This window comes from Bradyrhizobium sp. CSS354 (genome assembly GCF_029051725.1).
Taxonomy (GTDB): Bacteria; Pseudomonadota; Alphaproteobacteria; order Rhizobiales; family Xanthobacteraceae; genus Bradyrhizobium.
The window spans coordinates 379282-392324 of the sequence record NZ_JAACFU010000008.1 but is presented as its reverse complement, the minus strand read 5'-3'; the positions used below and the strand labels follow the sequence as shown (position 1 = coordinate 392324).

At 58.6% G+C, this 13043-nt stretch carries 15 protein-coding genes and 1 pseudogene; 5 read left to right on the top strand and 11 right to left on the bottom strand.

What is annotated here, in order from left to right:
• Nucleotides 1-181 (bottom strand): annotated as a pseudogene (locus GWG67_RS22150) (IS110 family transposase); the annotation flags it as partial.
• A gap of 188 nt (nt 182-369) precedes the next feature.
• Between GWG67_RS22150 and GWG67_RS22145 the strand changes: the two are divergent.
• Nucleotides 370-1926, top strand: coding sequence for an ISL3 family transposase (locus GWG67_RS22145; RefSeq protein WP_275171396.1), 1557 nt, complete (start codon nt 370-372; stop codon nt 1924-1926).
• Between the two features lie 97 nt (nt 1927-2023).
• Here GWG67_RS22145 and GWG67_RS22140 read toward each other — a convergent pair whose 3' ends face one another.
• Together GWG67_RS22140 and GWG67_RS22135 are read right to left on the bottom strand one after the other, a co-directional pair.
• On the bottom strand, nt 2024-2206 hold the full coding sequence (locus GWG67_RS22140) for a hypothetical protein (protein ID WP_275171382.1): 183 nt from the start codon (nt 2204-2206) through the stop codon (nt 2024-2026).
• 487 nt (nt 2207-2693) lie between these two features.
• Nucleotides 2694-2954, bottom strand: coding sequence for a hypothetical protein (locus GWG67_RS22135; RefSeq protein WP_275171381.1), 261 nt, complete (start codon nt 2952-2954; stop codon nt 2694-2696).
• A gap of 807 nt (nt 2955-3761) precedes the next feature.
• On the opposite strand from GWG67_RS22135, the gene GWG67_RS22130 reads away from it, so the two are divergent.
• From GWG67_RS22130 to GWG67_RS22120, 3 genes are all read left to right on the top strand, one after another.
• Entirely contained in the window at nt 3762-4061 is a 300-nt protein-coding gene (locus tag GWG67_RS22130; RefSeq protein WP_275171380.1) for a hypothetical protein, read from the top strand.
• 6 nt (nt 4062-4067) lie between these two features.
• Entirely contained in the window at nt 4068-4313 is a 246-nt protein-coding gene (locus GWG67_RS22125) for a PilZ domain-containing protein (RefSeq protein ID WP_085362054.1), read from the top strand.
• A 240-nt stretch (nt 4314-4553) separates the two neighbouring features.
• Nucleotides 4554-4793: a hypothetical protein gene (locus GWG67_RS22120; protein ID WP_275171379.1), complete on the top strand. Its 240-nt coding sequence runs from the start codon at nt 4554-4556 to the stop codon at nt 4791-4793.
• Here the strand turns inward: GWG67_RS22120 and GWG67_RS22115 are convergent.
• The 7 genes from GWG67_RS22115 to GWG67_RS22085 form a co-directional block, all read right to left on the bottom strand.
• Complete coding sequence (locus GWG67_RS22115) at nt 4790-5080, bottom strand: hypothetical protein (protein ID WP_275171378.1); 291 nt, start codon at nt 5078-5080, stop codon at nt 4790-4792. The two genes, GWG67_RS22120 and GWG67_RS22115, sit on opposite strands and share 4 nt — an antisense overlap.
• Before the next feature lie 130 nt (nt 5081-5210).
• On the bottom strand, nt 5211-5726 hold the full coding sequence (locus GWG67_RS22110; protein WP_275171377.1) for a hypothetical protein: 516 nt from the start codon (nt 5724-5726) through the stop codon (nt 5211-5213).
• Complete coding sequence (locus GWG67_RS22105) at nt 5639-6436, bottom strand: hypothetical protein (RefSeq protein ID WP_275171376.1); 798 nt, start codon at nt 6434-6436, stop codon at nt 5639-5641. The genes GWG67_RS22110 and GWG67_RS22105 overlap by 88 nt, the downstream gene beginning before the upstream one ends.
• A gap of 364 nt (nt 6437-6800) precedes the next feature.
• The gene (locus GWG67_RS22100) at nt 6801-7025 is read right to left on the bottom strand and encodes a hypothetical protein (RefSeq protein WP_247482938.1); all 225 of its coding nucleotides are present in this window, start codon (nt 7023-7025) and stop codon (nt 6801-6803) included.
• Nucleotides 7026-7458: 433 nt separating this feature from the next.
• Nucleotides 7459-7725 carry a DUF3892 domain-containing protein gene (locus GWG67_RS22095; protein ID WP_275171375.1) on the bottom strand — a complete coding sequence of 89 codons (267 nt, stop codon included), beginning with the start codon at nt 7723-7725 and terminating at the stop codon, nt 7459-7461.
• Nucleotides 7726-7768: 43 nt separating this feature from the next.
• Nucleotides 7769-8506: a hypothetical protein gene (locus GWG67_RS22090; RefSeq protein ID WP_275171374.1), complete on the bottom strand. Its 738-nt coding sequence runs from the start codon at nt 8504-8506 to the stop codon at nt 7769-7771.
• Between the two features lie 1136 nt (nt 8507-9642).
• Nucleotides 9643-10245 carry a transcriptional regulator gene (locus GWG67_RS22085; RefSeq protein WP_275171373.1) on the bottom strand — a complete coding sequence of 201 codons (603 nt, stop codon included), beginning with the start codon at nt 10243-10245 and terminating at the stop codon, nt 9643-9645.
• A 108-nt stretch (nt 10246-10353) separates the two neighbouring features.
• Between GWG67_RS22085 and GWG67_RS22080 the strand changes: the two genes are divergently transcribed.
• The gene (locus GWG67_RS22080; protein WP_275171372.1) at nt 10354-11133 is read left to right on the top strand and encodes an outer membrane protein; all 780 of its coding nucleotides are present in this window, start codon (nt 10354-10356) and stop codon (nt 11131-11133) included.
• 98 nt (nt 11134-11231) lie between these two features.
• Here GWG67_RS22080 and GWG67_RS22075 read toward each other — a convergent pair whose 3' ends face one another.
• Nucleotides 11232-12473, bottom strand: coding sequence for a site-specific integrase (locus GWG67_RS22075; protein ID WP_275171371.1), 1242 nt, complete (start codon nt 12471-12473; stop codon nt 11232-11234).
• Nucleotides 12474-13043: the final 570 nt, after the last annotated feature.

The following is a 13043-nucleotide window of genomic DNA, read 5'->3' as shown; positions in this document are numbered from 1 at the left end:
TCGCCATCGCGCCGGTCTCGAAGCCGATACGCTCGGCATGAGGCGCATATTTGCTAAGCAGGTCAGTCAAGGCACCAGGATTAGACTTGGCTTTTCCTTCGAAGATTACTTGACCAGTCTCGTTGACAACGCACACAGCGGTTTCTCTCTGTGAGACGTCCAGCCCGACGTACTGCTTCATGGGAGCTCCTTCGAATCATTTGATTGCGAGGGCTCAACGATAACGGAGGTTGTCTGCCACGAGCGCCGACCGCAATTACGTCATCGTTTGCAAATTTGACCCCTCATCGGCGTCCAATTTTGGCTCTGACTCACTTTTGATGAAGTTCAAGCGCCGGCTCGCGTTGGTTTCACAAAGGAATCAACATGATGCAGCGAGCCCTACGTCCGTCGGCCCTGGTCCCTCGTGGGTTTAACATGGAGAGCGCCGTCTGTGACGGCGCCGCGACCGTGATCACCATCCGTCCCACGAGCGGGACGAGCCTCTGTCCTGGATGCGGAGCCAGTTCTGGGCGGATCCATAGCCGATATCAGCGACGCCTCACCGATCTGCCGCTGGCGGGGCGGCCGGTTCGCCTGGTGATCGTGGCGCGCCGCTTCCGCTGCGTTACTGTTATGTGCGGTCGACGTATTTTCACCGAGCGTTTCGATGACGGCGCTCTGGCGCCGTGGGCGCGGCGAACGGCCCGGCTCGATCTGGTCGTCCATCACCTTGGGCTTGCCTTGGGTGGCCGCCCGGCCGCGAGTTTTGCCCGTAGACTTATGCTGCCCGTGAGCAACGATACGTTACTTCGGGTGGTTCGAAGGCGGGGCTGTCCGCCTATTGCTGCGCCGAGCGTGATCGGTATCGACGACTGGGCCTGGCGGCGCAATCAGCGGTACGGAACAATCATCTGCGACCTCGAGCGGCGACGACCAATCACTCTCTTACCCGACAGAGAGCCAGCCACTGCGCAAGCCTGGCTCGCGGGGCAACCACAGATCGCTGTGGTCGCGCGCGACCGCGGTGGCGGCTACGCCCTTGCTGCGACCAAGGCACTCCCGCAGGCCACCCAGGTCGCCGACCGTTGGCACCTCATGGAGAACGCCAGCCACGCCTTCCTCGATGCGGTTCGCAAATCTATGCGCCAGGTCCGCGTCGCGGTCGGCTCCGCCACCATAAATCCCGACTTGCTGACCGCCGCCGAGCGCATCCAGTATGAGGGCTATCTTCGGCGTGAGGACACCAACGCGGCAATCCTCAAACAGGCTGAGACGGGCGTCTCCATAAAGGAGATCGTACGGCTCACTGGACATAGTCGGGGTCTCGTCCGCAGGGTACTGAGAGGTCAGCGATCCGATGTGTTCAGGGTGCGCGAGAGCTCGCTCGAGCACCACCTGCCATGGCTCGACGCTCAGTGGGCTGCTGGTCATTGTAACGGCGCCGACCTGTGGCGTTGCCTCAAGGCGCAGGGATTTAGGGGCTCGATGCGGGTCGTTACCGAATGGGCGACACGCCGTCGGCGTGCCGAAATGCCCGATCCTCGGAGCCTACAGCGCGTGCCGTCCGCGAGAACTATCGCCCGCCTGATGACCAACGGCCGCGATACGCTCTCAAAGTCAGAGACGGTCACCATTGCGGCGATCGAACAAGGCGTTCCTCTCCTGGTGGAAGCTCGAGAGGTCATCACCGCTTTCCATACGATGATCCACACGAAGGCTCACGTAGATCTTGACCCATGGCTGGAACGAGCATGCGCAAGCCTCGTCGCGTCTTTTGCCAACGGTGTCATCAAGGACAAGGCTGCCGTCAACACCGCGATCACGACGTCTTGGTCCAACGGACAGACCGAGGGCCAGATCACCAAGCTCAAGCTGGTCAAGCGCCAAATGTACGGACGCGCCAAGCTCGACTTGCTTCAGGCCCGCCTGATCGGCGTTATATGACCACGGCTGCACCAAAGTTGCGTCAGAGCCAATTTTGGACGCCGATCCCCCGGCTTAGGGGGTCAATATTGCAAGCTGAATGACAGCCAGCCTTCAGTTATCGCTGATGGCCCAGACCAATTCCCAAGTACAGCGCCTTCTGACGCAGCGAGCCCTCGGTTCGCTTGGTCGCCTTGGATATTTTGATGACAGGCGTACGCGCCTTTGAGTGCGCTTTAAGTTCCTTGATGTCGGCCTTAGTCCACTCGCGGCGAATAGTTTTCTTTGCTTTCTTGGCCAACGTGGCGCTCCTTCGATGTTGAGGGCGCGGTCTAACAACGTAGCGCGGAGTTCGCAAGCCGCGCACTTATCCTATCACCGCGCTACGTTAGATTGCCGCAATCTTCACATAGATCACATAGATGATGATGAAAATCGGCAGCGTTCCAAAGAACCATATAGCGGACCGGCTATGATCAAGCCGAGCGAACTCGCGGTTCGGATCCGTCTCTCGCGCGAACGGCGTAGGGTCTTTGCCATGATGTTGCACAGTCAGTCGCCGTCTTTATGAGGCGAAGAATCGAGCTGGCTCGGCGGGGGCGTCTGGGCTGTGGGTGCGAGGGGCTCTGTGTCAGGATCAACTGCGGTATGCTTGTTCCGAGTAATCACAAGACCAAAGACGCCCAGTATGGCCAGAATAGTCCCCGCGATCATGAGCCAATGCGGCAATTCGATCGAGGAGAGTAGGCGCATCAATTTCCCCTTTGGCGTTCAGCCCGCCGATATGATTACGGTTTCCTATCTTTCGGACGCTCGTCGCCTGGCTCAGCAGGCGGAGATGCTGGCGCGGGAATTTCTGCCGCGGGCGACGGAGCGATGCAATCGCCCGCCCAAATCTTGGTTCCTTTGACGGCGCCGATCAGTTTGCAGCCCATTGGCGGCTGCGGCTTGACGTTAACCGAAGGCTTTTTGGCTGCTTTCGGTGGAGCGGTTTGAGCAAAGGCGCCGGTCGTAATCAGCAGCGCGACGAGTCCGACTAGTCGCTTCATGGTCCATCCCCTCGACCGTTGAACGCGTGTAATTTCCCTTCGCCTGCGTGATGCCACGATCCGGCCTAGGACCCAGACCGTTTCAGTGCAGCCTGCACCGAAAGCTTCTGGTCACCGCAGAACTCGCCTCACGTTTCTCAGCCCAACCGAACCAGACCCGTTTGCATCAAGATGATGATCGTTACAGCCGCGTAGCTAAGGGCGCTCAAATACAACATCGCGATACGCTCTACTCAACTTTAACCCACCGGAAAGTATGATAGGCCGACCATGGTTAATGAACCGTGGCGGCAGTCGCGAGTTGGATTTTCGCTCGGCCCAGGGTGGATAGTGTTGCCGCCGCGGTCTAGCGGGAGGCGTCGAGCGTTGTTGCTGCGGTCAGTCACGCCAGGTGACGGGGGGAGGACCCCCGGCTATCCAATCCCTTGCGCGAAGACGTGTCCGCTCCTTCGGCTTGTTCGGCCTCGCTGCTTGGTTGTAGCCGACCGTACACGGCCTGACCACTGCGACCCAAACGCTCGCCCAGCGCGGTCGCAGTCGTACCCTGGTCGCGTAGCGCAAGCAGTTGCGCCTCTTCTTCAGGCGACCACGGGCGAACCTCTTGTCGATTGTTGGACATCGATTTCACGCCAGCAGAAGCGCTGCGGACCATCATCGTATAGCAAGCTGGTAAATGATGAGTTCCAGGTTTGGAGCGTGAACGTCGCGAGGTTGCGCTTGCACCCAGCTTGCTCGACCAGGGCCGAACTGGCCACGCGCCTACAGGGCGGTCCAGGGTGCCCGCGTAACGCTCTGTAAGTATTGGGCATGCAAAATAGCGCCTTTCTGCGCGTGATCCGTCCGACCAAGGAGATCGCCGTGACATCAGCTAATGATGACGAGCTGGCTGTTTTGACGCGAGAGATCGCTGCCAAGGTGACCTATGTTCAGAGCCAAACTATCCTGATCGAGGTCCTTAAGCGAGACGGACACGACGTATCCGACTATGAGAGAGAGCTGGCTAAAGAGCGGTCGCGCTTGGCAACGCGGATCGCGAGGCAGTTTAGATTGCTTGAAATAGTTTCCACCAATGAAGGACCCGAGACAGCCGCGTCAACTCAAGGATAAGTAATCATGTCGGATCGCCGGAAGATCGATCGTTCGGACGTCGACTTGGTCGCATACATTTTTGGAGATGGCGGCAGCCAACGTTGCCGCGTTTTCAACATCTCGGAGGACGGGGCTGGGATCGAGCTACCGGCGAAGCTGCACATGCGTGCCACATTCAAGATGATGTTGGAAAGAGACCGTATCATCCGAGATTGTCGTCTCGTTTGGTCCAGTGATACTCGCATCGGCGTGGTGTTCAAAGCCGATTGAGTCGGCTCTGGTAGGTTGTCGGTGCCAGCCAAGTGCCCCGCGGGACAAGGTCGGGGAGTGTTACCAGGCTGTCTAGCGCGAGACGTCGAGCGTTGTTGCTACGGGTCGACGACGACACACGCGGCGGGAGCTGCGAGGAGGGCGCCCGATGATCCGCTTCGCAGGACCCTGTCGTTTCTGACAGGTGCGGACCTCCCGACATGTGGGCATGATTGCGGCTTAAGAAGGAGGGCCGCGAATATGCGACGTTACTCCTTCCCGATTTTCCACAACGGCGAGACACAGGCGGACGATGTGGGCGAGATGTTTAGCTCTGCTGAGCTAGCCGTCCAGTACGGCGCCCGCGTCGCTCGGGATATCGGTAGTGATCCCGAATATGACCCCGATGCGGGCACCGTCGTAATCGTGATCGACGCCTCCGGTGCTGAGATCGCGCGGCATAGGGTTGGGGAGGCAGAACCGCGGATGGTGTGGCGTTAGGATTCGACGCCGCGCGAACGCATGCTGCGCCAGTAGTCGCGGATTTCTGCTTCAAACCAACCCTCAGCCTCGGAACGCGCATCACTCCGCGATCTGAATTCAAGGTAATGGTTGTAGTGCTTGCTTTCCAGCCATGTTTTGAAAGCGCCAAAGCTTGGGTAGTGGCCAGGCTTTGGGCGGTAATCGGCTCCGTGCATCCACTCCAACGCAAGATGCCTGATCTTTTGTTCTGCGTCGGCTTTTTTGTGCACACCAATCACCGCGGGATTTCGGTCATGTTGCGCCATACAGGTCGGCCCGTCGCCCCGGTGAAGCGCGCAGCAATCTCCTCCAGGTTATCATCGTCTTCGGTCAAAGATAAGACGCCATCAATTCCGTCCTCAATCATGCCGGTCACTGCCGTAGGAGCGTGGCCAATTAAGCCTTAGAACCCGATGGTTTGTTGTCGTCGCGGGCATCAATAAGAACGATATCTTTATTGCCCACCAGATCCAGCTTCTTCAAAATTGCATTCACTTTCCGTAGCTCGGCGACGCTGAAGTAAAGTATCACCTTGATTGCATTTTTGGCGTCGCTTGCAGCTTGGTAAATCGGGACTTGCTTCTCAAGGTTTCGCTCTAGCTGCGTATTCTTTGCCAACTTCATCTCGACCAGTGTTTTGTCGTGGGCACCTCGTGAGATTTTGAAGTCGACCGGTCCTCTGCCGTCGTTTGCTTCGGTACCAACATCGGAAGGCGTCCCGAACCAGACCAGGCGATAGAGGATCTGAAGGTCTTTTTCTCGCTGAACGGGTGCCCCGTGGTGATAAAATAGCCGGTGTCCACCCTTGTTCTCGATTACATCCTTTAGATACCCGACGCGCGCATGCGCCTCTTTATAGGCGCCGCCGCCGATTCCGTAAAAGTCAGTCTCGCGAAGCAGCGTGTGCTGCATATCCGCGACCTGCCGATGAACATATATTCAGTTGCGAGCACCTTCTCGGCGCTAAGGTCGGCTGCTTCGTCGCCGTGCTGTTCCTTCAGCTTGATGTAGTAGTCGATGAGCTGCGGGAATTCTAACAGCGTCCTTCTGGCGGCTTCCGACCGCTCTTTGGCGCTGGGACCGCGCTTCCTACGTCCAGGCTTGTGAAGGATCTTGGAAAAATAGTTCTCAACCTGCGCCCCTAGCTGTGAATCTGGAATGGCTGTTGGAATCATCTGAAAATCGCCGACTAGATCACCCTTGTTGATCCAATTTTCGTCTCTGGTCAGGATGTCCTTTGGAGTCAAGATGACGAAATCATCATTAACCCAAGGCCGAGCATACGTGGCCCGCTCCCACGTCTCCGTCTCGTACTTGAATTGAGTCTTTCCTACCGCCACCTGCCGGACGTCGCTTGGCTTCAGGTGCTGCGCGGCGAACTGCTCGGTATATCGACACAGATAATCCTTAATTAGGTTAGTCGTGAAATCGCTGATGTTGTCGCGTCCGACTCCATCGGAGATCAAGCACACCTTTTCCAAGTGGCTTCCCTCCGTGACCTTTTCCTCGCCGAAATCTGAGAATAAGTTGTGCAGGTTGCTGTGTAAGGCCCGAGCGAAATCCATTCCAAGCCCGGTACCGCCGTTGCCACTGATCGAGAGGCCGAGCCAATTCTGCTTCACCTCGCCGAAACAGTACCAGCTCGACAGCAGGGCATCGCTGACCGGTCCCTTCGCGGATCGATCGCGAAGGAAAACCAGGTAGTCAATTATCGCGTCATGAAGGGCGCGGTAGTCATCCTTCTCGCTGTTAAACAGCAGGAAGGGATCAATAAATAAGGGAAGGTCATTGACGATGGAAATGTTCAGGGCGCCATAACTATCCAGCGTCTCTGCATCAATCCCAAAATGCTCGTTAAAAAAGGTGGCGATGGAAACGTCCCCCGTTCAAAGGCTACCAATCGGTCCGGCAGGCACCGAGCGACACAACCGCGAAAGCCGTGGTGGCTTCGAATTCACACGGTTTCCCGCTGCGGTGGTACGGTCCTCAAGCGAACTCCACGCATCCCTTGCCGGCGGCCGCTATTCTCATGAGGTCCTCGGCGGTCATGAAGCCGAGCCCGGTAAAGGTTACGCGAGATCCCTTCGCCCCCGCGGCGGCGGCGATCCTCATCAGGTCCTGGACACTTCGCGGGGCCCCGTTGATCGAAAAGCCACCTCCCGCAGCAGCAATTCTCATCAAGTCTTCGGTCGAGCGGTAGTCGTGCGACATCGTTTCGTCTTTCCTTTGGTACACAAGTGTCTAGACGGAGGCGGGGACGACCACCATGCCCACAGCAGCGAGGCCAATACAGCAGTCCCACCAGCAACGATGGCGAATCTGCCCAACCGACTCTGCACAATCCGCGGCAGTGCCATCTGGGCGCGCGCTCCTATTGATGGGTGCCGTAGCGATTGCCGGTTTTGGAGTTCACGTAAGTGCCACCACGATGAGATGAGCCAGAGCCACTCCCAACGAAGCTGCCCCCGTGGCTGCTTGTATGATGTCCGCCGCCGTAGCTAACGCGACCTCCGTGTGACCCGCCGCGTGCACTCGCATCTTGGGTCAGAGCTAAAACCACCAGTAATCCCATAGTGGCTATGATCGCGTTCTTCATTGTCGCCCCGCAAATTTCTGAGATTCTAGTTCCGGGAAATCCTGAGTGCTACGGGCACTCGCGGAGCGCCAGCAGGTTGTCGTTATAATCGCCGTCGGCGTGCGTTCGAACGTATTTGCCGTTGGGGCCATCGACTACGCCGATGTCAGCCCGCCTGCCATCAACCATCGCGAAAAAAGTGTTTGATCCCGACTCGATGGATCGAATGACCTCCGATCTAGGCCATTTCCAGTTAGACCCGCCAAGGTGAGTGATGCCCTCATGGGGATTATCTCTAGGCTGCTTGTTGATACACGTGACCTGAGCATCGGCCATGTTAGTTGATCCTCCGTTCTAAACGATGTTTCCAGCGATGCGGTCAAACCCCTGGCGGCCCTTGCGCTACGTCGATGACATGTCGTTCCGTACCTACTGTGATGACGATGGTGTAGCTCTTCTGTGCGCCGGCCTGATCGGTTGGCGGCGCCACATGAAGTTGACCTCCGTACCATTCACCTGGCATTAGCGTGTTGTCTTTGATGACCGACTGCTCGAGCACGGCCATGTTGCGCTGCCCAGTTTCCACCGTTGCAGCAATCATGGTCTCGTTCTGCACTGCTGCGTTGTTTTGCGCGATTGCTGCAGCGGTCGGGCTGTAGAAGGTGCCAGTGCGCCCGCTCGGAGTGGTGTAGCTCCCATGTCCCGCGTGCGATGCGCTGTAGGCATTGGCGCCTGCTGCCAAGCCTGTGAGGAGGGCGGCTGCGACCTGCCGATTTCGCTCCTCTTGCACCAACATCTCGTAGGTCACGACTTTCATTTCGAAGTCAGAGCCCGCGGCGTGCTGGACAGCCTCTACTTGCGCGACGCGGAAGTCGACCGGCTGCTTGCTTAGATTGTTGATGCCGACGATGAACACAGGTCTCCCGTTCGCCTGGAGCTGGCGCGAAGCTGGTTTAACGAGAACGAGTGAGTTCTTTTGTCGAGACACCAGGGCTGGCTGCCCATCTCGCATAAGCGCCTGCTGCTGCGGATTTGACGCTCGAAAAGAAACGGTCTCGCCAGTAGATACGCAGCCGCCCAGCACGACGCAAAGCGCCGCGACGCCAAATCTACGCATGTGAAAAGCCCCCCGGCCAAAAAACAACGGGGCGCACTGAACCTCAACCAGTGCGCGAGATCAATAGGTTGCGCGCGTAAAATGCCGCAACTTGTGAAAAATAGCAATTTGTGAACGAAAAGGCGGAAGCGCCGCTAATGGAGCAGCTTTTGGCAATCGTTGACATGGATCAAGGAAGGCGCCGGCGAGCCATCCATCGTCTCCATCGCTGGGACTGTCCTTCTCCAGATAAGCCCAGTGTTCAACAAGGCCCGGCTGGGTCCTGATCCCCAGCCGGGCTTTATTTCGTCATGAACTCCCAGAGGCCGATTCGACAGGAGCACCGTGACACGGGAAATTACGGGCGGGCCTTTGATGCATCTCAACGGCCGCGCTCGGTTCTCCGCGACCCTCGGGTATGAAACCGCCTGACGAGCCTCACCCGGCTAAAGAAACACCTGGGCCCAAGCCCACGCGATCGGAGGAGGCTCGACGCGTCAAGGAGTACCTGAACGATCTGCGGGAGATCATCAGAAAACTGCGTCAGCACCTCAATGGAGGGGCTGCCGGCTGAGGCGGGGACGACAAGAGCGCCGGTTCACGCTAGCGGGCGGCCCTTAAGCTTCGGAGCAGTTGCACGAGCGGCCCCCCTTAGCGCTGCCGCGATAGTCTTCGACCTCGTACTCAAAGGAAGTCTTCCCTTCGGCCCCTTGTAGCCAGATGACTTAGACACTTTGGTCACAAGCCGGAGATCGCTGCCGCAGCTGGCGCATTCGTAGACCTTCAGCTCATAACCTTTGGTCGTGGGGAAAAGGGCCTTTAGTACTCGAGGCTGACTACAAGCTGTGCATCCGGCTTCGCTGTTCACGATGGTCCTCGGGAAAGCAATTTGTCGCAATAAATGCATTTAAAGCTGAGTCTCGGTTCACGCGCAACTTGAAGCATCATATTTGGTTGTATTCGCGCTGTGGCTCCTCCGCAGGCCGCGGAGAGAGACGGTCCCAGCTTGGAGGGTTGTGGGACAGATTAGGCCGGGGCCGCTCCGCCAGCACGAAGGAGGGAGCTAGCAAGACAGCAAGCAGGGCAGTGATGCTAGGTTCCTACGGCTGTGAGCAGCAGCGGCATTGAACTTTTCCCCAGTCTCCAAGGCGCGCGATCTAGTCGCGGGAGGCATGTGGTATCTTTCGCGGACGACCAAGTTTCGGACGAGGAGCCCTGGTCTTGGGCTGCATGGCCTCGATCACGAATCTCACCTGTAAGGCGGTGAAGAGGTTAAAAACCCGGCTTAGCTGCGGGTCAACTTTCCCGCCAAATGTCTTGTAGACATTCGTTCGCAACATCCCGAGTTTGTGCGCAAGCGCGGTCACGTTCTGCGCTTTCACGACGCTGCTGAGTCCTCGAATGGCATCCGCCGGATTCTCGCAAGCGAAAGCCTCACTCAGGCGAGCCGCGGCCCCGTCTGGACTAATACTGCCGGACACAGGCACAACGCAGGCCTTTACGTTTATCGCGCTAAACAGTCTGAGGACCCGGCTTACCTGCGGGTCGATTCGGCCTCCAAACGTCCTATAGAGCGCGTCGCGCCGCATGCCCGCGTCCCGCGCCAATATCTGGACGTTCTGGGCTTTCATGACCAAGCTAAGCGCGTTCTGCGCCTTCAGTAGGTCATTTTCTGCAAATTCTTCAGTTAGATAGACCGATATTGCCGCCGGATTGTCGCGGACCAAATCGGCTATATTTGCCTCATCGCCTGTCAGCATTGCGGGAGCGTTTGTCCGTTACTGTGGCCGCGGAGCTACAGCATTTTCGGCCCGTGAGTCTAGATTGCCGCCATCAGACATTGACCGCTTCCACTTGGGGACATGAAGATGAAAAAGACTTTGCTCGCGCTGGCCGCCATTGCGGCGATGACCGGTTCGGCCTCAGCCGCTGACCTTGGCGCCCGTCCCTACGTGAAGGCTCCGATGGCGGCTCCGGTTGCCAACTGGACCGGCTTTTACATCTTCGGTGGTGGCGGCGGCGGCCTCTCGAATGCTGACCAGAGCGTTGTAGATACGGCCACCGGCACGCCGTTGACGATCACGCAGCGCCAGGGTGGTTCGGGCTGGTTCGGCACCGTCGGCCTTGGTTACGACTGGCAGTTCAGCGGCACCTGGGTTGCCGGCGTGTTCGCCGACGGTCAGTTCGGCAGCATCCGCTCCACGATCCAGGATCCGATCTTCGGCATCACCGGCAACCAGAAGCTGGAAGACTCTTGGGCCGCTGGTGTTCGCCTCGGCTGGCTGGCCGCTCCGAACGTTCTCACCTACGTCAACGGCGGTTACTCGGGCGCCCACTTCGGCCAGACCAACTTCACTGACCTCGCTGGCGTCCCGGTCGGTGCCCACCTCAACAGCTACAACCGCAACGGCTGGTTCATCGGCGGCGGCGTCGAGAACAGCTTGAACTTCTTCGGCATCTCTTCGCCCGGCTGGTTCATGAAGACCGAGTATCGTTCGGCCTTCTACAACGCCAAGACGCAGGATGAATTGATCGACGGCAGCAACCTCCCGACCGGCAACAGCATCCGCGCCAACAGCTGGAACCAGACGGTCTCCACCTCGCTGGTCTACCGCTTCAACTGGACTGGTGCGGGCGTCAGGTACTGATCTGATCTCACGATCAAGCGTCAAGGCCCCGGCATCGCCGGGGCTTTTTCGTTATGGCTGCGCGTTTTGCGGCTTCTCCGCTGCCAAGGCCGGGCGAGCTACTTCCCGGTCATCGCCGCGGCGATCTTGCCTCCAATAGCCTCAACCGCGCGCCGTGCCGCCTCGTCTGCCAGATGGGCATACCGCTGCGTAGTACTCGGGTCGGCGTGGCCGAGCAGGGTGCCGATGACAGGCAAGCCCATCTGGTCGCCGACTCCCGTGGAGGCAAAGGTGTGCCGCAGATCGTGGATTCGAACGCCGCTCACGCCCGCGCGCTTACAAATCGCGGCCCACGGCCGCTTCAGATCTGAGCGGGGCTTTTCGTGCTTCGTGCCGGCCGACTCGCCAGCAATCATGTAGCTCCCAAGCTTCGTTAGCCCCTTGATTATGTCGACGGCAGCTGTCGGCAAGAACACCGTCTTTTTTCCGGTCTTCGAATCCGGCAGCCGTAGAACACCCCGCTCAAGATCAACCTCCGACCACCGCACGTTAAGTATTTCCCGCAGGCGAGCGCCGGTGAGCATAAGAAGCCGGATTGCCGCAGTAGCGTATGGACTCATGACGACAAGCTGCCCCTTTGGCGCGTGCTTCGTTGTGCCCGCATCCACCGGCAGGCCGATGGTCTCGGCCTCAATCATGGCGTTGCCGATAGCCAGCATCTCGACTGTAGTCAGGAAGCGCTCGCGACCCTCTTCCTCGTTTAGCTTGGTGCCTGAGGCCGGGTTCATGCCTTCCTGCACGTGACCATGACGCGAGCCCCAACCGTAGGCAGCCGACAGCAGCTTGATGGCGCGGTTCGCCGAAATGCGGGCCTCGCGCGTCATCAGGGCATGCGCGCGCTGTACATCAACCCGCGTCAGCGAGGTGGCCTTGATGGAGCCCAGGCGCGGCTTGACATGCTTCTTGAGCAGCATGCGGTAGAGGCCGGCGGTGGACGCTTTTTTGTGCTCCGCGACGTATTCCTCGATGTATTTCGAGACCAGCTCCTCAACCGTCAGACTTGCCCGCTCGTCGCTTCGATTTTGAGCTAGGTCTTTCCCCAGCGCGGCGTTTGCAATCGCCCTACGGGCCGCCTCGCGGGCCTCATTGGCCTTGAGGGTGCCGACCCGGCCGAGCTTCAGCCGCTTCTTTGAACCGCCGGCCACAGGGCGGAATTCGGCGAAGTAGGTACCGGTGCCGGTAGTCGTGCGGTACAGCCCGAAGCCCGCCAGTTCATTGTCGAAGTAAAAGGTCGTTTTGTTCGGAACTGCCGACTTCGTAAGCGCCGCCACGCTCTCGGTTGTAATCTTGATCGTCGCCATGCCCCACCAATTATAGCCACCCTGTAGCCAGCAGTCTGGCTATCGGCCCGAAAAAGGCAAGTGGTCATTGGTTGGATGGTGTTTGATTTACAGTGGTTTTTTGCACTTCGTCCAACAGCGTAAGTGGCTATAAAACAGGCCGCTTATAACTGGGAGACTAGGGGTCGGAGGTTCAAATCCTCTCGCTCCGACCATTTTTTCAAAAGCATCTGTCGGGTGGAACGAGGGGCGGCGCGGAGCCAGCTGCCGCCGGTGACGCATGGGCCGCGATCAGTCGCGGGCGGCTGCTTTGGTGGCCGGTCAATCAAAATGCCGAAAACAACCCCATGCACAGTAGCGAAGCTATTGGCGGTGTTATGTTTTTCCGAAGCGTTTTGACGTGTCGGGCAAAACAGGGGCACGATGTCATCTTGCGAGCATGTGGAATGGGGGCGACCTCTCCGCCCGGCCAGCAGTAGCGTCCAAGACCCGGACATCGTTCCACTTATCTCACCCCGTCACCATTCACGTCCTCGCGTTCACAAGGGTTCGGCGTGACCTTCTCAGTAGGCACGGTCGGGTCGTGGACTG